15 protein-coding genes are annotated in these 18,265 nt (G+C 59.8%); 7 read left to right on the top strand and 8 right to left on the bottom strand.

What is annotated here, in order from left to right:
• Nucleotides 1–18 precede the first annotated feature (18 nt).
• The 3 genes from GSF67_RS11725 to GSF67_RS11735 all read left to right on the top strand — a co-directional run bounded on the left by GSF67_RS11725 (nt 19) and on the right by GSF67_RS11735 (nt 3,066).
• A complete protein-coding gene (locus GSF67_RS11725; protein ID WP_006312130.1) occupies nt 19–978 on the top strand; it encodes a sugar kinase in 960 nt (319 codons plus the stop codon).
• A 143-nt stretch (nt 979–1,121) separates the two neighbouring features.
• Nucleotides 1,122–2,180, top strand: coding sequence for a P1 family peptidase (locus GSF67_RS11730; protein ID WP_006312131.1), 1,059 nt, complete (start codon nt 1,122–1,124; stop codon nt 2,178–2,180).
• A gap of 19 nt (nt 2,181–2,199) precedes the next feature.
• A complete protein-coding gene (locus GSF67_RS11735; protein ID WP_006312132.1) occupies nt 2,200–3,066 on the top strand; it encodes a D-amino-acid transaminase in 867 nt (288 codons plus the stop codon).
• Nucleotides 3,067–3,132: 66 nt separating this feature from the next.
• On the opposite strand, the gene GSF67_RS11740 is transcribed toward GSF67_RS11735, so the two are convergent.
• The 7 genes from GSF67_RS11740 to GSF67_RS11770 form a co-directional block, all read right to left on the bottom strand.
• Nucleotides 3,133–4,029 (bottom strand): LysR substrate-binding domain-containing protein, encoded by an 897-nt coding sequence (locus GSF67_RS11740; protein ID WP_006312133.1) that lies wholly within the window; start codon nt 4,027–4,029, stop codon nt 3,133–3,135.
• 84 nt (nt 4,030–4,113) lie between these two features.
• Nucleotides 4,114–5,625, bottom strand: coding sequence for a serine hydrolase (locus GSF67_RS11745; protein ID WP_006312134.1), 1,512 nt, complete (start codon nt 5,623–5,625; stop codon nt 4,114–4,116).
• A gap of 117 nt (nt 5,626–5,742) precedes the next feature.
• The gene (locus GSF67_RS11750) at nt 5,743–6,483 is read right to left on the bottom strand and encodes an ABC transporter ATP-binding protein (protein ID WP_006312135.1); all 741 of its coding nucleotides are present in this window, start codon (nt 6,481–6,483) and stop codon (nt 5,743–5,745) included.
• On the bottom strand, nt 6,480–7,310 hold the full coding sequence (locus GSF67_RS11755) for an ABC transporter ATP-binding protein (protein WP_006312136.1): 831 nt from the start codon (nt 7,308–7,310) through the stop codon (nt 6,480–6,482). The genes GSF67_RS11750 and GSF67_RS11755 overlap by 4 nt, the downstream gene beginning before the upstream one ends.
• 3 nt (nt 7,311–7,313) lie before the next feature.
• Nucleotides 7,314–8,216 (bottom strand): nickel transporter permease, encoded by a 903-nt coding sequence (gene nikC, locus GSF67_RS11760; protein ID WP_006312137.1) that lies wholly within the window; start codon nt 8,214–8,216, stop codon nt 7,314–7,316.
• Complete coding sequence (locus tag GSF67_RS11765; RefSeq protein WP_006312138.1) at nt 8,213–9,226, bottom strand: ABC transporter permease; 1,014 nt, start codon at nt 9,224–9,226, stop codon at nt 8,213–8,215. Before GSF67_RS11765 ends, nikC begins: the two co-directional genes overlap by 4 nt.
• Nucleotides 9,227–9,228: 2 nt before the next feature.
• Entirely contained in the window at nt 9,229–10,824 is a 1,596-nt protein-coding gene (locus GSF67_RS11770; RefSeq protein ID WP_006312139.1) for an ABC transporter substrate-binding protein, read from the bottom strand.
• A 236-nt stretch (nt 10,825–11,060) separates the two neighbouring features.
• Here GSF67_RS11770 and GSF67_RS11775 point away from each other — a divergent pair, with 236 nt between their 5' ends.
• Nucleotides 11,061–12,101, top strand: coding sequence for a dipeptidase (locus tag GSF67_RS11775; RefSeq protein ID WP_035215034.1), 1,041 nt, complete (start codon nt 11,061–11,063; stop codon nt 12,099–12,101).
• Nucleotides 12,102–12,158: 57 nt separating this feature from the next.
• On the opposite strand, the gene GSF67_RS11780 is transcribed toward GSF67_RS11775, so the two are convergent.
• Nucleotides 12,159–12,452 (bottom strand): hypothetical protein, encoded by a 294-nt coding sequence (locus GSF67_RS11780; RefSeq protein ID WP_006312141.1) that lies wholly within the window; start codon nt 12,450–12,452, stop codon nt 12,159–12,161.
• Nucleotides 12,453–12,729: 277 nt separating this feature from the next.
• On the opposite strand from GSF67_RS11780, the gene mprF reads away from it, so the two are divergent.
• The 3 genes from mprF (at nt 12,730) to GSF67_RS11795 (ending at nt 18,227) form a co-directional block, all read left to right on the top strand.
• A complete protein-coding gene (gene mprF, locus GSF67_RS11785) occupies nt 12,730–15,330 on the top strand; it encodes a bifunctional lysylphosphatidylglycerol flippase/synthetase MprF (protein ID WP_006312142.1) in 2,601 nt (866 codons plus the stop codon).
• Nucleotides 15,327–16,697, top strand: a complete 1,371-nt coding sequence (acvB, locus tag GSF67_RS11790; RefSeq protein ID WP_006312143.1) for a lysyl-phosphatidylglycerol hydrolase AcvB — start codon at nt 15,327–15,329, stop codon at nt 16,695–16,697. Before mprF ends, acvB begins: the two co-directional genes overlap by 4 nt.
• A 201-nt stretch (nt 16,698–16,898) precedes the next feature.
• The gene (locus tag GSF67_RS11795; RefSeq protein ID WP_006312144.1) at nt 16,899–18,227 is read left to right on the top strand and encodes a telomere resolvase; all 1,329 of its coding nucleotides are present in this window, start codon (nt 16,899–16,901) and stop codon (nt 18,225–18,227) included.
• Nucleotides 18,228–18,265: the final 38 nt, after the last annotated feature.

Here is an 18,265-nt window from a genome sequence, read left to right on the forward strand (position 1 = left end):
ACGACAGGAGCGAAGGGAATGGTAAAGGAACCGGGCGGCAAGCATGTGCTCTGCGTGGGCGCCGCCGTGCTCGACACCCTGTTTCGCGTGGCAGACATGCCGAAGGGCGAAGGCAAGGTCCTGCCCTATGAGATGCTGCAGATCGCCGAAGGCATGGCGTCGAGCGCCGCTTATGCCGTTCATCGCATGGGTGGCCGCGCCAGCCTCTGGGGTGCGGTGGGTGATGACGAGACCGGCACTCGCATCCTTCGCGATCTCGGTGAAAGCGGCATCGACACGTCAGGCATGACGGTTGCGCCCGGCGCGCGCTCGGCCCTGTCGACGATCATCATCGATAACAGGGGCGAACGGCTGATCGTGCCTTTCTACGATCATCGCCTTCACGAGAAAAAACGCCCCTGCACGCCGGAGGACATTGCTCCCTTTGATGCGGTTCTGGTTGATGTGCGCTGGCCGGAACTGGCGCTTGATGTGCTCACCGTGGCGCGTGCGCTTGGCAAACCCGCCATTCTGGATGGCGATGTTGCGCCAGTGGAAACACTGGAAAAGCTTGCGCCCGCCGCAACCCATATCATCTTTTCCGAACCCGCCGCCGCCCGGCTGACCGGGCTTGAAACGGTGAGAGACATGCTGCCGGTGCTGCATGCCCGTTATCCGCAAACCTTCATCGCCGTCACTGCCGGTCCGCAGGGCTGCTGGTGGACGGAAGCCGGCGATCCCGCGGTGCATTTCCAGACGACGATGCAGGTCAAGGCGGTGGATACGCTGGCGGCTGGTGATATCTTCCACGGCACCTTCGCGCTTGCCATCGCCGAAGGCATGCAAAGCCGCGCCGCCATCCGCCTCTCCTCCGTTGCCGCCGCGCTCAAATGCACGGTCTTCGGCGGCCGCGCCGGCGCGCCCAAGAGAGCAGAGGCAGAAGAAGCGATGCGGCAATGGCTGGAACGTGAAGGCGAACCTGCGTTGCGCGCCTCCTGAGCGCATCCATTGCCCGCATAAAACTATTCCATTTTTGCGATGCCGTTTCCCGGTGAACTAGGCTAACGTCAAGTCAGAGCAAGGCTTTTGGCAAGCCGCGCCTGTTCCACCTTGTGCCTGCACTCCGCAAAAGTGATCGCCCGATGCACCAGACGACCCGCCCGAGATTGCGCGATATCGGTTTCCGGCCCGGCCATTTCGAGACCGGCCCGCTCAACGCCATCACCGATGTCGAAGGCGTGACTAGTGGCCATTCGACCGTGATCGAAGGCGAGACGATCCGCACCGGCGCAACCGCGATCCTGCCGCATGGCGGTAATCTCTTTCAGGACAAGGTGCCCGCCGCTTTCGCCGTTTATAACGGCTTCGGCAAATTTGTCGGCTCGACCCAGATCGAGGAACTCGGCGAACTCGAAACACCAATCATCCTCACCAATACGCTGGCGACAGGCCGGGCCATCGAGGCGATCAACCGCCATACGCTGGCGCAGCCGGGCAATGAGAAGGTCGTCTCGATCAATGCCGTCGTCGGCGAAACCAACGATTCCCGCCTGAACGACATCCGTGCCGGCCGCCCGACCGTCGATGAGATATCAGCCGCGCTCAAAAACGCTGCCACAGGTCCGGTGGCCGAGGGCGGCGTTGGTGCTGGAACCGGTACGGTCGCTTTCGGCATGAAAGGCGGCATCGGCACCGCGTCGCGCCGCGTCACCATTTCCGGTCAGGCCTACACCATCGGCATTCTCGTGCAATCCAATTACGGCGGCCATCTGCTGGTCTGCGGCAAGCCCTATGTGAGCCCGGAACACAAAGACAAGGATGGCTCGATCGTCATCATCGTCGCCACCGACGCGCCGCTCTCCTCCCGCAATCTGAAGCGCCTCGCGGCCAGAAGCTTTGGTGGACTGGCGCGAACGGGTGCAGCACTCAGTAATGGCTCCGGTGACTACGCGCTGGCATTTTCCACCGATGAGCGGCTGCGCCGCACACCCGCGCGCCGCAAGGCGGTGACAGAATACCCTGAACTTTCCAACGATGCAATTTCGCCGCTGTTCGAAGCAGCGATAGAGGCGACCGAAGAGGCAATCCTCAATTCGCTCTGCGCGGCCACGACGACATCCGGTTTCAATGCCGGCACCGGCAAGGCCTCCACGGTCGAGGCCATTTCCATCGACACGCTTAAAACCCTTCTTTCAGCCTGATCTTCCAGACGGAGTTTTCATGACCAGCCCATCCGGCCGCATCGTTTACGTCAACGGCGAATTCCTGCCCGAGGCAGACGCCCGCCTTTCCATCTTTGACCGCGGTTTCCTGTTCGGTGACGGCATTTATGAAGTCACGTCGGTTCTGGAAGGCAAACTGATCGACAGCGACCTGCATATGGCCCGGCTGGAACGCAGCGCCCGCGAAATCGACGTGCCGCTGCCGGTCACCACCAAGGAGATTGTCGAGGCGGAGCGCCGCCTGATCGCCGACAACAACCTCGTGGAAGGCATGATCTATCTGCAGCTGACGCGTGGCGCCGAAGACCGCAACTTCCTGTTCTCCGCCGATCTGAAACCGACGCTCGTCATGTTCACCCAGGCCAAAAAGCTCATCGGCACCCCGGTCGAAGAAGCCGGCATCGCCGTCAAATCCGTTCCAGACCAGCGCTGGGAACGCCGCGATATCAAGACCGTCTGCCTGCTCCCACAGGTCATGGCAAAACGCATCGCCAAGGCCGAAGGCTGTGACGAAGCGTGGATGATCGAAGATGGTTTCGTCACCGAAGGCGCGTCCTCGACCGCCTACATCGTCACCGCCGATAAAAAGATCATCACCCGCGGCAACAGCAACAAGACCCTGCCCGGCTGCACCCGTCTAGCCGCCCTGCAACTGGCGAAGGAAGCCGGTTTCACGCTGGAAGAACGCCCCTTCACGCTGGAAGAGGCGCTGAAGGCCGACGAAGCCTGCCTCACCAGCGCCTCCAACTTCGTCGTCTCGGTGACGAAAATCGACGGCAAGCCTGTGGGCGACGGCAAACCCGGCCCGATGGTAAACCGCCTGCGCGCGCTCTACCTCGAAAACGCCCGCCGCACAGCGATCTGAGCCGAGAGCCCTTGTCCTGCCGCATTTCCGGACGGAAAACCGGGGTCCACTTTTCGTGAAAATGCTCTAGTCTTCGAGAACCGCCCAAATGCGCTCGACCACGGGCCGGCGGTTCTCCTTCGAGCGATAAAGCCTGATATCGACGGTAATATCGAAACTCGGATCGGCGGCGCGCACTAGGGCGCCGCTGTCCAGTTCCTGTCGCATCAGGCTTTCCGGCACCCAGGCGACCCCCCAGCCGGCCATCGCCATGGCTTTCAGCCCCACCGACATGCTGCCCTCATGCACCCGCTCGTATTGCGGCAGCCGCGCGCTCAAGAGATCGCGCAGCAGCGGCCCGAAGAACGAGGCTTTTTCATAATCCAGATAGGCAAAGGGTTTTTTCGCATTTTCCACCAGCGCATGCAGCGGTGCGCCATCCTGTGTTGGCGCGGAAACGGGAATGATGTTTTCCGCGCCGAGCACGCGGAATTCGAACAGCTGCGCATCGAGTAGCATCGGCACTTCGTGATGGGCATAGGTCAGAAGAAAATCGCTCTGCCCGTCCACGAGTGAATTGAGGTTTTCCTCCATGCTGCCGGAATCCGGCCGCAGAACGGAAAACAGCGGTCCCGCCTTTTCGTTCACGCGCTTCAGCCAGTCGGGAAAGAAGGTGAAGGACAGGGTATGCAGGGCCGTCAACCGAACGGTTCTGGCATCGGCTCCTTCTTCCTGCAGCAGCGTGCGCCGCGCATGGTAAAGCTGCTTCAGCGTCTCCTGCGCCACCGGCACGAACTTCGCCCCGGCCTCCGTCAGCCGCGACGGATAGGAGGCACGGTCGACCAGCGTCGCACCCACCCAGGCTTCCAGCTGCTTGATGCGCCGACTGAAGGCGGATTGCGTCACATGCCGCTCATCCGCGGCCTTTGAAAAATTGAGCGTTCCGGCCAGCGCCAGGAAATCCTCGAGCCATTTGACTTCCAAGGCGCACACTCCCAACAAAAACATCTGTTCCGTCTATGCGGAAAGCGTCTTTATTAGGATCAACCTGCTACGAATGAAACCCTTTTAAAGGCCCCTCCAATATTCGATCATCCGCGCCCGGCTGGAAACCAGCTCGATCCTGTCGTCACCCAGCCGGTTGAGGCAGACACGCTTCGTCCACGGCCCGTCAATCAGCGTGAAAAGGAAACGACCATTGCCGAGCGCTGTGAGCGGCATGCTGTTGCGCGTCGGGCCGATGCCCATCGTCAGCGAGGAACCGCTGATCGAAAATTCGGCGCCCTCATCCGAACGCCATGTTCCCGAGAGATCATCCGGCACGGCATGCTCGCCAACAGGCAGGAAGCGTCGGGCCGCATGGCCCGCCTCGCCAATGATCACTTCGCCATCGAACCTCAGCCGCATGGGCGAGGATGCCGAACGCGACGAGACCCAGCCGTCGACATCCTCGTAAAGCGTGTCGTCACCATCGATGAAAGTGGATGTGCTGCCCTTGATCTCCAGCCACCAAGGACCGCTTTTGGTGACGTAAAGACCGTCTGGCAGACTGGCGGCGGGTTTCGGCAGAGGCAGGCCGGTCAGGGTCGCCATGCTTTCCAGCGCGATCTTGAAACCGTTGGTATCCTCGCGGTTGGAAACCACCACGAAACCCGTACCGTTTTCAGGGTCGAGGAGGAAATAGGTCTTGTAGCCCGGATGCGAACCGCCATGGCCAACGAAACGCCGCTCGCCGAGATGCGACCAGCGAAGGCCAAGCCCATATTCGCTCATCCGCCCATCGGCAAGTGGCCGCTCAGCGGAGAGCCTGTCCAGAACACCGGCAAAGCTGCCCTCGCCCTGCATCAGGCCCTGCAGCCAGCGGGTCAGCGCCTCGGCACTGCCGGCAAGGCTGCCGGATGCGGAAATATGCAGGCCGGCGGCGGAAAGCTGCCAGCTCTCTTCGGACTTCCAGTAACCCGGCACGAGACCATCGACAGGATCGTTCCAAACGTCAGGCGCCTTCAGGAAAACCCCAAACGGACCGGCAATCTGTGCCTGCACAAAATCATCAAAACGGAACCCATGGCGCTCCAACGCCGCTTCCACCAGACGATAGCCTGTATTGGAATAGGAAACCTCGCTGCCGGCTGCGAAATTCAGCCGGGTCAAGCGCATGAGATAATCGAGAAGCGGGCCGGCCTTCGTTTCGGTGTAGACGGAAAGACCAAGCAACGACAGGCATTCGCGCGTATCCGGCAACCCGCCGCTCATATCCAGCGCCTGCCCGACGGTGACATCGCGAAGCGGCGCTTGCAGCTCCGGCAGATGTGTGCCGAGCGGATCATCAAGCCCGATCAGATCGGAATGGGCCAGCACCATGGCGCAGAAGGCGTGTTTGGTGACGGATGCATAACGCACGACGCTTTGCGGCGTGAAGGGTGCGAAGGTCGCGAGGCTTTCCACGCCACCCGCATGGGCAAAACGGATGCCATCGAGATCGAAACCAATCACCGCTCCGCCCGGCTCATTGCCCGCCCATTGCGAGACGAAGTCCTGTGAAAGCGTTGAAGCGGCGTTCCAGTCGAATTGCTGTGGCATTGCTCGGTCTCGCGTCTTTGTGGTCTTTGCAGAAAGCCTCGACATCGCGGCTCGCTTCTTCCCTCCGGCGGGGAGAAGAAGCGAGCGGCACCCGCCCGATTTATTTGCGACGTAGGCTCAGGCCGGCTCTTCCAGCCGGATGCTCAAGCTGCGCAGCTCTTCCGTATGCGGATGTTTGGTGCGGCCCTCACGCAGATCACCCGCGCTCAGTTGCTCCACCATTTCCCCATTCAGCATCACACCCACCTGCGGGCAGAGATGCGCGATAACAGCCAGATTGTGGCTCACAAGGATATAGGTGAGATTACGCGCCGCGCGAAGATCCTGCAAAAGGTTCAGGATTTCCGCCTGCACCGAAACATCGAGCGCCGACGTCGGCTCATCGAGCAGCAGCACCTCAGGGTCGGCAATCAGCGCACGCGCAATGGCCACGCGCTGGCGCTGGCCGCCGGAAAGCTGGTGCGGAAAGCGGAAACGCACCGCCTGCGGCAGGGCCACATCCGACAAGGCCTGCTGGATGCGTTTTTCGATATTGTCCATGCCGTGCACCAGCGGCAATTCGCTGAGAATACGGTCGATGGTCTGGCGCGGATGCAGCGACCCATAGGGGTCCTGAAACACCATCTGCACCTGCCGGAAGAAGTCCGGCGTGCGCTTCAGCGGCGCATCCTTGCCGGCAAAGGCGATGCGGCCTTCCCAGCTCTCATTGAGGCCGGCCATGGCGCGCAGGATAGTGGATTTGCCCGAGCCGCTTTCACCGACGATGCCGAAGCTACCGCCCTTTTCGACCGAAAAGGACACGCCTTTCACGACTTCGCGGTCGCCGAACTTGATACGGAGATTATCGACGTCGATCATTGGCTGGACCACGCTGCATCACGGTTGAGAACGGGAAGACGCTCGCGCGGATGCGTCAGCGAGGGAATGCAGTTCAGAAGTCCCTTTGTATAGGGATGTTCGGCTTTCAGGAGTTCGGAAGCCTTCAGCTCCTCCATCACCCGGCCAGAATACATCACGGCGACGCGGTCGCAGAAATGCGAAACGAGCGGCAGATCATGGCTGATGAGAATGAGGCCCATGCCGCGTTCCGACACCAGTTCCTCGATCAACCGCAGGATTTCCGCCTGCACTGTGGCGTCAAGCGCGCTGGTCGGTTCGTCGGCGATCAGAAGCTCGGGATCGGGCGCCAGCATCATGGCGATCATCACGCGCTGGCCCATGCCGCCGGAAACTTCATGGGCATAGGACGAGGCAACCTGACGCGGATTGCGGATCTTCACCTGATCGAGCAGGGCGATGGCCGCTTCCATGGCCGCACGCTTGCTGCCGCCCTTGTGGGCACGCCAGGCTTCAGCGATCTGTGCGCCCATGGTCTTGACCGGATTCAGCGAATATTTCGGATCCTGAAGGATGAAACCTGCCCGTTTTCCCCGGATCTGGCGCATCTGCTTTTCACTGGCGGAAAGCACGTCGATACCGTCGAAAGCGAGCTTATCGGCCCTGATATCGGCATTGGAGGGCAAAAGCTTCATCAGCGCGCGCGCCGTGAGGCTCTTGCCCGAACCGGATTCACCGACGATGCCGAGCTTTTCGGTGCCGAGCTTCATGGACACACCGCGCACCGCCTCGAAGCGGCTGGTGCGGGTCTGGAAAGCGATCTTCAGATTTTCGATTTCGACCAGCATGGCTCAATGTCCCTTCGGGTCGAGAACGTCACGCAGGCCATCGCCGAGGAAGTTGAAGGCGAGCGAGACGAGGAAGATGGCGATGCCGGGAATGGTGGCGACCCACCATTGTTCGAAGATGAAGCGCTTGGCGGTGGCAATCATCGCACCCCATTCCGGCGACGGCGGCTGCGCGCCCATGCCAAGGAAGCCGAGACTGGCGGCGGTGATGATGATCGAGCTCATGTCGAGCGTGATGCGCACGATAAGGCTCGGCACGCAGAGCGGCGCGATGTGACGGGCGATGATGCGCCAGGCGGAGGCGCCGGTCAGCCGGTAGGCCGCCACGAAGTCGCTGCCGCGAACCGTCATGGTTTCGGCGCGGGCAAGACGCGCATAGGGCGGCCATGCCGTAAGCGCGATGGCGAGAATGGCGCTTTCGACGCCGGGCTTCAGCGCCGCAACGAAGGCCAGCGCCAGAATGAGGCGCGGAAAAGCCAGAAACACATCCGTCACCCGCATCAGCACGGTATCGACGATGCCGCCGAAATAACCGGCGATGCAGCCGATGGCGAGGCCGATGGGTGCGACGAGAACGACGACGGCGATGACCATGCCGAGCGTGACGCGGCCGCCATAGAGGATGCGCGAGAGAATATCGCGACCCAGCTCATCCGTGCCGAACCAGTGTTCTGCATTTGGAAATGCTAAGCGATTGCCGAGATTCTGCGTTGCCGGATCATAAGGCGCGATGGCGGGCGCCAGTAGCGACAACGCGATGAAGAGGACGATGATCGTCAGACCGATCACTGCCAGCGGATTGGACTTGAGGTTGAGCCAGATGCGATACCGGTTTCCCCACGCAGCCTGTGTGCGGGAATGCGGCGTCTCGTCCAGCGCCCAGTTTCTGAAATTAGCTAACATCATCGAACGCGGGGATCCATTACTCGGTAAAGCACGTCTGCAAGCAGGTTGAGGCCGACATAGATAATGCCGATCAACAGGGTTGCTCCGACGACGGGGTTCATGTCCGCGTTCATCAGCGAGACGGTGAGGTATTGGCCGAGGCCCGGCCAGCTGAAGACGGTTTCCGTTACCACGGCACCTTCGAGAAGGCCGGCATAGGTGAGCGCCAGAACCGTGACGAGCTGCACGGCGACCGTGGGGAAAGCATGGCCCCAGATCACGGTCATGGCCGAAAGCCCCTTGGCACGGGCGGTGATGACATATTCGCCCTTCAGCGCATCGATCATGAAGGCGCGCGTCATGCGGGTAATATAGGCCATGCTGAAATAGGCAAGAATGCAGACCGGCTGCACCATATGGGCAACCGCATCGTAAAAGGCACCCCAGTCGCCAGCAAGCAGCGTATCGACCGTCATCAGGCCGGTGACCTGCGTGATCATGCCGTCATAGATGATGTCCTGCCGGCCCGGTCCCGGCGCGACGCCAAGCGTGGCGTAAAACACCAGCAGCGAAATCAGCGCCAGCATGAAGACGGGCACGGAGTGACCGGCAAGGCAGACGACGCGGATCACCTGGTCGGTCAGCTTGCCCTGCTTCACGGCAGCCCAGACACCCAGCGGAATGCCGATCAACGCCGCCAGAATGAGGGCTGCGGTGGCAAGTTCGAAAGTGGCCGGGAAAACACGCTTGATATCGATCCAGACCGGATTGCGGGTCAGGATCGAATTGCCGAAGTCACCATGCAGAACCTGCGTGACATAATGGAAGAACTGCACGACCAGCGGCTGGTCGAGACCCATTTCCGCCCGAACCCGCACGATGACGTCTTCAGGCGCGTTGTCGCCGACCGCCGCGATGACGGGATCGACAGGCATGACGCGCCCGATCATGAAGGTGATGATCATCAAACCGAACAGCGTCAGGATGACGCTGCCCAGTATCGACGATATGCTTTTGACGCGCTTGTTCAATGTCACGCTTTCTTCGCATCGTGGTAGGAATTGCCCTCGGAGAGAACGCCGAGTTCAAAGCCGGAGACGCCCTTGCGGAAGGCAGCCGTCTTCGTGGTCTGGAACATGAAGACGAACGGGCTGTTTTCCATGTGCTCGCGCTGCAGGGCTTCATAAAGCTCGATGCGCTTTGCCGGATCACGCTCATCGCGGGCGGCTTCCGCCTTGGCGGCGAAATCGTCGTTCTTGAAACGTGAACGCCACAGGAAGGGCTTCGACTTCACGTCGTCGCCATTGTCCTTGTTGATGTTGAAGACATCGGCATTGGAATGCGGATCGAAGTAATCCGTGCCCCATGCGGAAAGCGCCATCTGGTGCTCGCGGGCACGCATCTTGGTCAGAACCTGACGGTTTTCAGCCGATTGCAGACGCACCTTGATGCCGATATCGGCAAGGTTCGCCTGGATGGCCTGCGCCAGATCAGGATAGGGCTGGGCCGAATAGTGATCCATGCTGATTTCGAAACCATCGGCTAGACCGGCTTCGGCCATCAGCGCTTTGGCCTTCTCGACATCGCGCTGGTACGGGATATCGTTGACGGCGCCCGGGAAGCCCTTCGGCTCGAAGCTCTGGTGGATTTCGTGCGTCAGCGGCACGATGTTTTCCTGCATGCCCTTGTAGTCCAGCGCCCACTTGATCGCCTGCCAGACCTGCGGCTTGGCAAGGTTCTCGTTGCCCTGATTGAGCGAGATCAGAACCAGCGAGGCGATGGACTTGCGCTCCAACTCGATGTTGGCGTCATCCTTGACGGTGCGCAGCTGCTCGGAAGTCAGGTCGCGGGCAATGTCGATATCGCCCTTCTGCAGCATCAAAAGCTGGGAAGACGGATCGGTAACGTGGCGCAGCACGATGCGCTTGATATTGCCCTTGTAGGGACCGTTCGGATTGACTATCAGCGCGACGCTTTCGCTCGGCTTCCAGGCCTGCAGCATGAAATCGCCGGAACCGGCGCTGTTCTTCTGCAGCCAGCCATTGCCGAGGTCTTCACCGGCAGCATTGGCGAGAACCGCCTTCTTTTCAACGATGGCGCCGATATTGGCGGAAAGGCAATAAAGCAGGAAGGAGATGGCGGTCGGCTTTGCCGTCGTCAGCTTCACCGTCTTGTCGTCGGCGGCAACGATGGTCGTTTCGGCATTGTCAGGCGTGAAGCCGAACTGGCTGATGATGAAGGCCGGGCTCTTGTTCATCTTGATGGCGCGCTGCAGCGAGAAGGCGACGTCTTCCGCCGTGACCTTGGCGCCGCTCGCGAAGGTCGCTTCGTCCCCGATCACGAAGGTGAACACCTTGCTGTCCGCATCGGCTTCCCAGGACTTGGCGATGACCGGATCAACCTTGGTGGAATCCTCGCGGTTGGCACGCACCAGCTTCTGATACATGTTGGAGATGATTTCACCGCCCACGGCCTCGAAACCTTCATGCGGGTCAAGGCTCGTCATATTGTCCAGCTGCTGGGCAACGACCAGAATATCCTTGGGCGTCGCGGCAAAGGCCGGAATGCGCGCATAGGACAGGAACGGAACGGCAGCGCCGGCAATCAACAGGTTGCGTCTTGAAATCATCGAAAATCCCCTTTCGGACCTTATTTTTCGGAAACGGTGTGGGTTTGCCCCAATCCAGTCATTTTTTTTATGTTTTCCCGCGATTAACACGAGCAAACGAGGCCCGACCAATTCCAAATTTGGCAGAGCCTATGCACGGATTGCATTTGCTCCCGCCTTGACCTTTCCTCTACCAATTCCCAAAAGTCTGAATAGACGCGCGTCCGCGCCCTCCCCCTATCCGAAGGTGAATGACCATGACCGATCAAAAACCCGTACCCGTCTTCGACGGCCACAACGACGTGCTTCTGCGGTTATGGCGTTCCGGCAATACCTCCCCTGAAACGCTTCTGATCGAGGGTGACACGGTTGGCCACATCGATCTGCCGCGTGCCAGAAAGGGCGGCCTCGCCGGCGGCCTCTGCGCCATCTACGTGCCCTCGCCCAGCATGGAAAAGGACGCAAACGGTGATTTCTCGACACCGACCGAAGCCGACGCTCTGAAGGCGACGCTTGGCATGGCGGCTCTGCTGTTCCGCGCGGAGAAACAATCCAATGGCGCGCTGAAAGTCTGCCGCACGGCCGCCGATATCCGCAGCGCCATGGCAGAGGGCGCCTTCGCCTCCGTTTTCCATATCGAGGGCGCGGAAACGATCGGCGAGGATCTGGATGCGCTGCACGTTCTGCACGAGGCGGGTCTGCGCACGCTCGGACCGGTCTGGAGCCGCCCGAACATCTTCGCCTACGGCGTTCCCTTCCGGTTCCCATCGACACCGGATATCGGCCCGGGTCTGACCGATACCGGCAAGCGACTGGTAAAAACCTGCAATGAGCTGAAGATCATGGTCGATCTCTCGCACATGAACGAACAGGGTTTTTGGGATATCGCCAAGATCTCAGACGCGCCGCTGGTGGCGTCGCATTCCAACGCCTACGCGCTGTGCAATCACAGTCGTAACCTCACGGACCGCCAGCTGGACGCCATCCGCGATACGGGCGGCCTTGCCGGCATCAATTTCGGCGTGCTGTTCCTGCGTCAGGACGGCGTGAAGAACCCGAATACCGACCTCAACGAACTTGTCCGCCATGTGGATTATATCGTCAACCGCATCGGTATCGACCACGTCGCGCTCGGTTCGGATTTCGACGGCACCACCATTCCCGCCGCCATGAAGGATGCGGGCGATCTACAATTGCTGGTCGAAGCCCTGCGCAAGGGCGGTTATGACAACGAGGCGCTCGCCAAGATCTGCCACGGCAATTGGGTCCGCATTCTGGAAAAGACCTGGGGCGCATAAAGACACTTCGGTTCTGCACTCCGGCGCCAAAGCGCCGGAGACAGGAAGCGGCGGGCCTCAGGCCTTGGCCGCTTTTTTCTTGCCCGTGGCGCGAAAAGTGAAAAGCCCGGCAACAAGGCCGATCAGCGCCCATTTCATCGGCAATACATCCGCCGTCTCGCTGCGGATCGGCCGCACCGTCACGGTGCCCGGACGGGATTCATAACCCGCCTGACCTTTGCCCTGCGCCTCGGCGATCTGTTGCGGCGAAACCACCCATTCGGCCCCGCGCATCTTATCGACCGTCATGTAACCGCCGCCGGCCAAAAGGGCGACAACGAGCGAAATAATTATTCTCGTCGGCATATTCATCTCTATCTCCTACCATCGAAAGGAGCGTGTAGTTGCATTAAACGCGACAACCAAGCAACCACCGCGTTTAATTTATTCGCATTTTTACCAACGGCACGTATCACACATTTTCAGGTTGCATTCGGGCGGTTAAATTTGGCAAAATCTCCCGACGATCTGCACAAACTTCACATCGACACGTCATGCATTTCTGCTAAGCAAATTTCCTCAACCGAAACGAATTAGCGACACAATCCTGTGGTTCGCCAACCAACGGGACTGGCGCTGGAAAAAGTAAATGGCAGACAAGAGCGAAGTTACAGAGACGGATATTATCGAATCCCCGGTTGAAAGCTTTTTTGCCAGAAACCGGCCCTATCTGACGGCCATTGCCATCACGCTCATCTTCGTGATGATGACGTTTGCAATTTACCGTCTCACCTCGGAAGTACGATATGACGATGTGATCGCCGCTCTTCTTGGTACGTCCTTTTCCGCTGTACTGCTCGCCATCATCTTTACGGCGCTGAGCTTTCTGGCGCTGATCTTTTACGATGCGAATGCCATCGAATATGTCGGCAAGAAAGTCCGGTTTCCCTCAATGGCGGCCACCGCCTTCGCGGCCTATGCCATCGGCAATACGGCCGGCTTCGGTCCGCTGAGCGGCGGCGCCATCCGCTTCCGCGCCTATTCCCGGCTCGGCCTCTCGCCGGGAGACATCGCCCGCGTCATCGCCTTCGTCACTCTGTCGTTCGGCCTCGGGCTTCTTTCGGTCAGCGCGCTTTCAACCTTCATCGTCGCGCCGCGCATCGCCGCGATCATCGGTTTTGATCCGCTTGTCCTGAGGGGCGGCGCACTCGCCGTCATCGCCATTCTCGTAATCACCGCTTATGTCGGCCGTAACGGCAAGGCGATCCGGCTCGGCAAATGGCGGCTGCGCCTTCCCGACAGCCGCACATCGTCGCGTCAGTTTCTGGTGTCGGCCTTCGATATCGCCGCATCGGCCTCCGTTCTCTATGTGCTATTGCCGGAAACCCATCTCGGCTGGCCCACCTTCTTCGCGATCTATGCAACGGCCGTCGGCCTCGGTGTGCTCAGCCATGTCCCCGCAGGCCTCGGCGTCTTCGAAACCGTCATGGTCGCGGGTCTCGGCAACGCCATCAGCGTCGATCAGCTGCTTGGTAGCCTCGTTCTTTATCGCGTCATCTACCACGTCCTGCCGCTGGTGGTCGCCATTCTGGTCATGATCGTTTCCGAAACGAAGCAGTTCGCGGCCAAGCCGGTGGTGTCGGATATCAGCCAGCTTGCCGTCAGGCTCGCCCCACCGCTGCTCTCCACCTTCGCCATCATTCTCGGCACCATGCTGATTTTTTCAAGCGTGACGCCGACGCCTGATAGCAACCTCGATTTCCTCTCGAATTTTGTGCCGTTACCGATTATCGAAGCGGCACACTTTCTGACCAGCATTCTCGGCCTCGGCCTCGTTGTCGCTTCCCGCGGCCTCGGGCAGAGGCTGGACGGTGCCTGGTGGATCGCCCTCATTGCGGCTTCCCTCGCCCTTATCCTTTCCATCCTCAAGGCCATCGCGGTCTTCGAGGCGATCTTCCTCGGACTCTTTATCGTGGCGCTCGCCTTCAATATGCGTAGCTTCAACCGCCACGCCTCGCTGGTGAAACAGGCGCTCGGTCCAAGCTGGATCGCCGCGATGATGGTGATCATTGCCGGGGCGGCAACCATTCTGCTCTTCGTCTACCGCGATACGGATTATAGCCACACGCTGTGGTGGGAGTTCGAGTTTTCGGAAGAAGCACCGCGCGGCTTGCGCGCCCTTCTCGGCCTCGTCCTTGCCTCCTCGACCATCGCCATTTTCAGCCTCATGCGCCCGGTCCGTTTCCGCCCGGATGCTATCGAGACCGCCGATATTGCCAAGGCAACGGAAATCGTCATGACGCAGGACGCCGCGGACGCCAATCTGGTGCGCATGGGCGACAAGCATGTGATGTTTTCGGAAACCGGCAATGCCTTCATCATGTATGGCATTCAAGGCCGCTCGTGGATCGCCTTTGCCGATCCTGTCGGTGACGAGGAGGATTTCCCCGATCTCGTCTGGCAATTCGTGGAATCTGCCCGCTCCGCTGGAGCCCGTGCGGCCTTCTATCAAATATCGCCCTCGCTTCTGTCGCATTGTGCCGATGCGGGCCTGCGCGCCTTCAAGCTTGGGGAGCTCGCCCTTGTCGATCTCACCGCATTCGAGCTTAAAGGCGGCAAGCTCGCGACACTTCGCCAGTCTCTGAGCCGTGGCGCACGCGACGGGTTGAGCTTCGAATTGATCGAAAAGGCCGATGTTCCAGCCGTTCTCGATGACCTGAAGCAGGTCTCGGACGGTTGGCTCGAGCATCACAATACCCGCGAAAAACGCTTCTCGCTCGGTGCTTTCGAGCCCGCCTACATTCTTTCGCAGCCGGTCGCGGTCTTGCGCAAGGACGGCAAGATCACCGCTTTCGCCAACCTCATGGTGACGGACACCAAAAAGGAAGCGACCATCGATCTCATGCGGTTTGCGCCCGACGCGCCGCGCGGCGCGATGGACTTCCTGTTCGTCAGCATCATGCAGCATCTCAAGGAAACGGGCTACCAGAGCTTCAATCTCGGCATGGCGCCCATGTCCGGCATGTCGAAGCGCGATGCCGCGCCGGTCTGGGACCGTATCGGCAGCACGCTGTTCGAGCACGGCGAACGTTTCTACAACTTCAAGGGACTTCGCGCCTTCAAGGCAAAGTTCCACCCGAAATGGGAACCCCGTTACCTTGCTGTGCAGAACGGCGCTGACGCCGCTCTGGCACTGATGGATGCGACGGTTCTGATCAGCGGCGGTGTCAGAGGAGTGATCGGAAAATGATGAAACGCAATCTGATAGGGGCATTCATTGCCGCTTCGACGCTACTCTCCTCGACTGTCGCCTTTTCCCAGGATAAGCCGGCTTATGAAACCGGTATGATCCCGGCCGACCACATCATGGTGCCCGATGGCGATATCCAGGCCAGCATCTTCCTGATTTCCGACGCCAATGGCTGGACGGAGGCCGACGAGACCCGCGCCAAGGCGCTTGTCGAAAAAGGCGCCGCCGTCGTCGGCATCGACTTCAAGGAATATCTGAAGGCACTCGAAGCCGATGACGACGAGTGCATCTACATGATCTCGGACATCGAGTCGCTGTCGCAGCAGATCCAGCGCACCGCCGGCACCGGCAGCTACCGCCTGCCGATCGTGACCGGCATCGGCAAGGGCGGCACGCTTGCGCTCGCCATGATCGCGCAAAGCCCGGTTTCCACCGTCCGCGAGGCAGTGGCGGTGGACCCGAAGGCGGGCCTGCCCCTGGAAAAGATTCTCTGCACCCCGGCAACCAAGGACAAGGTGGACGGTGAAACCGTCTATGGCCTGACAGACGGCGCCCTGCCGGCACCGGTCAGCGTCATCTTCACCCCTGACGCCGACCAGAAGGGCCGCGATCACGTCAGCGCGCTGGTAAAACTGCATTCCGACATCGAGGTGACCGACGTTACCGACAAGGCGGACGAGGTGCTGACCCAGACCCTTTCCGACAAGGTCGACGCGGCTGGAGACAGCGGCAACCCGCTCGGGCTTCCGATCACGGTTCTGGAGGCAAAACCTGTGATGGACACCATGGCGGTGATCTATTCCGGCGATGGCGGCTGGCGCGACCTGGACGAGGAAGTCGGCAGCGCCCTTCAGAAGCAGGGTGTGCCGGTCATTGGCGTCGATGCCCTGCGGTATTTCTGGAAGGAAAAGGATCCGAAAGAGGTGGCGGGCGATCTCGCCCGCATCATCGACACCTATCGCAAGGAATGGAAGGTCAAGAATGTCGTTCTGATCGGTTATTCCTTCGGTGCCGATATCATTCCCGCCACCTACAATCTCCTGCCCGACCGGGTGAAATCCTCCGTTGCGCAGCTTTCGCTGCTCGGCCTTTCCAATGAAGTGGATTTTGAAATCTCAGTTCAGGGATGGCTTGGCGTGGCTGGTGAAGGCAAGGGCGGCAAGACCGTCGATGACATCGCCAAGATCGACCCCAAGCTGGTGCAATGCGTTTATGGCACCGAGGAGGAAGATGAAGATCCCTGCCCCGGCCTCAAGGCAAAGGGTGTCGAAACCATCGGCATCGAAGGCGGGCACCATTTCGACGAGGATTACGAAGCGCTTGCCAAACGCATCGTCACCTCGCTGAAAACCAGGCTGGCGAAATAAACCGCCACAACCGGCGCCGCGGGCAGCATATTACTGCCTGTACCTGTAGTTCCCGCTGGCAGTGAAGCTTGCGGAATCGATCAAACTATTATTCAAAAGAAACCGGCTTGCGGCGAATGTTCATCACATTCCCGCAACCGTTCTGTCGTTGATCGCCAACCATGGATTTTATATTTCCGGACCGGTTCAGGGAGCCGCCGCATGCTCGCCGCAAAACGAAAAACAAAAACACCGGTCCTCGTGGAACGCATCGATCAATTCGTCGGCCAGATCAAAGAGGCGATGAAAAGCGACGACGCTTCGCGAAACAGGAAAATCCGCGATCTGTGGGATGCCGAGGTCCGCTATCATTTCGACAATGGCCGCACGGAAAAGACGCTCGAACTTTACATCATGAAATATCGCAATGCACTGAAGGCCGAATTCGGCCCGAAGAGCACCCCGCTTGCCATCTGCAACATGAAGAAGCTGCGCGAGCGGCTGAACACCTATATTGCCCGGGGCGATTATCCCAAGACAGGCGTGGCGACGTCGATTGTCGAAAAAATCGAGCGGGCGGAGTTCAACACCGCCGGCCGCAAACCCACGGTTCTCCTTCGCATAGCCGATTTCATTGCCGCGATGAACGGCATGGACGCGAAGCAGGACATGCAGGCTCTGTGGGACGCAGAAATCGCCATCATGAACGGCCGCGCCCAGACGACGATCATTTCCTACATCACCAAATATCGCAACGCCATCCGCGAAGCCTTCGGTGACGACCATCCGATGCTGAAGATCGCCACCGGCGATGCCGCGATGTATGACGAGGCCCGCCGGGTGAAGATGGAGAAGATCGCCAACAAGCATGGCGCGCTCATCACCTTCGAGAACTACCGGCAGGTTTTGAAAATCTGCGAGGACTGTCTCAAGTCCAGCGATCCTCTGATGATCGGCATCGGCCTCATCGGCATGACGGGACGCCGACCCTATGAAGTCTTCACCCAGGCGGAATTTTCACCTGCCCCCTATGGCAAGGGAGTTTCCAAATGGAGCATCCTTTTCAACGGTCAGGCCAAGACGAAACAGGGTGAGGGCACGAAATTCGGGATTACCTATGAAATTCCGGTCCTGACGCGCTCCGAAACCGTGCTGGCTGCCTATAAGCGCCTGCGTGAAAGCGGACAGGGAAAATTATGGCATGGCATGTCGATCGACGATTTTTCCTCGGAAACCCGCCTGCTGCTGCGCGACACGGTTTTTAACCTGTTCGAGGATGTCTGGCCAAAGGAAGAGCTTCCCAAGCCCTATGGCCTCAGACACCTCTATGCCGAAGTGGCCTATCACAATTTCGCGCCGCCGCATGTCACCAAGAACAGCTATTTCGCCGCCATTCTTGGCCACAACAATAACGACCTCGAAACGTCGCTGTCCTATATGACCTATACGCTGCCGGAAGACCGCGACAATGCGCTGGCGCGCCTGAAGCGGACCAATGAGCGGACATTGCAGCAAATGGCGACGATCGCGCCGGTGTCCCGCAAGGGATGATGCGCTAGAGCATTTCCAGCAAAAATGTGCTCGGTCTC

It is taken from the genome of Agrobacterium sp. CGMCC 11546 (assembly GCF_013365515.1).
GTDB lineage: Bacteria > Pseudomonadota > Alphaproteobacteria > Rhizobiales > Rhizobiaceae > Agrobacterium > Agrobacterium fabrum.

Bases quoted from the DNA above. Each gene is read 5' to 3' on its own strand.
- GSF67_RS11755 (WP_006312136.1), bottom strand. From the start codon at position 7,310: ATGCTGGTCGAAATCGAAAATCTGAAGATCGCTTTCCAGACCCGCACC.
- acvB (WP_006312143.1), top strand. From the start codon at position 15,327: ATGATGAAACGCAATCTGATAGGGGCATTCATTGCCGCTTCGACGCTA.
- GSF67_RS11745 (WP_006312134.1), bottom strand. From the start codon at position 5,625: ATGCCACAGCAATTCGACTGGAACGCCGCTTCAACGCTTTCACAGGAC.
- GSF67_RS11750 (WP_006312135.1), bottom strand. From the start codon at position 6,483: ATGATCGACGTCGATAATCTCCGTATCAAGTTCGGCGACCGCGAAGTC.
- GSF67_RS11795 (WP_006312144.1), top strand. From the start codon at position 16,899: ATGCTCGCCGCAAAACGAAAAACAAAAACACCGGTCCTCGTGGAACGC.
- GSF67_RS11775 (WP_035215034.1), top strand. From the start codon at position 11,061: ATGACCGATCAAAAACCCGTACCCGTCTTCGACGGCCACAACGACGTG.
- GSF67_RS11780 (WP_006312141.1), bottom strand. From the start codon at position 12,452: ATGAATATGCCGACGAGAATAATTATTTCGCTCGTTGTCGCCCTTTTG.
- mprF (WP_006312142.1), top strand. From the start codon at position 12,730: ATGGCAGACAAGAGCGAAGTTACAGAGACGGATATTATCGAATCCCCG.
- GSF67_RS11770 (WP_006312139.1), bottom strand. From the start codon at position 10,824: ATGATTTCAAGACGCAACCTGTTGATTGCCGGCGCTGCCGTTCCGTTC.
- GSF67_RS11725 (WP_006312130.1), top strand. From the start codon at position 19: ATGGTAAAGGAACCGGGCGGCAAGCATGTGCTCTGCGTGGGCGCCGCC.
- GSF67_RS11730 (WP_006312131.1), top strand. From the start codon at position 1,122: ATGCACCAGACGACCCGCCCGAGATTGCGCGATATCGGTTTCCGGCCC.
- GSF67_RS11735 (WP_006312132.1), top strand. From the start codon at position 2,200: ATGACCAGCCCATCCGGCCGCATCGTTTACGTCAACGGCGAATTCCTG.
- nikC (WP_006312137.1), bottom strand. From the start codon at position 8,216: ATGATGTTAGCTAATTTCAGAAACTGGGCGCTGGACGAGACGCCGCAT.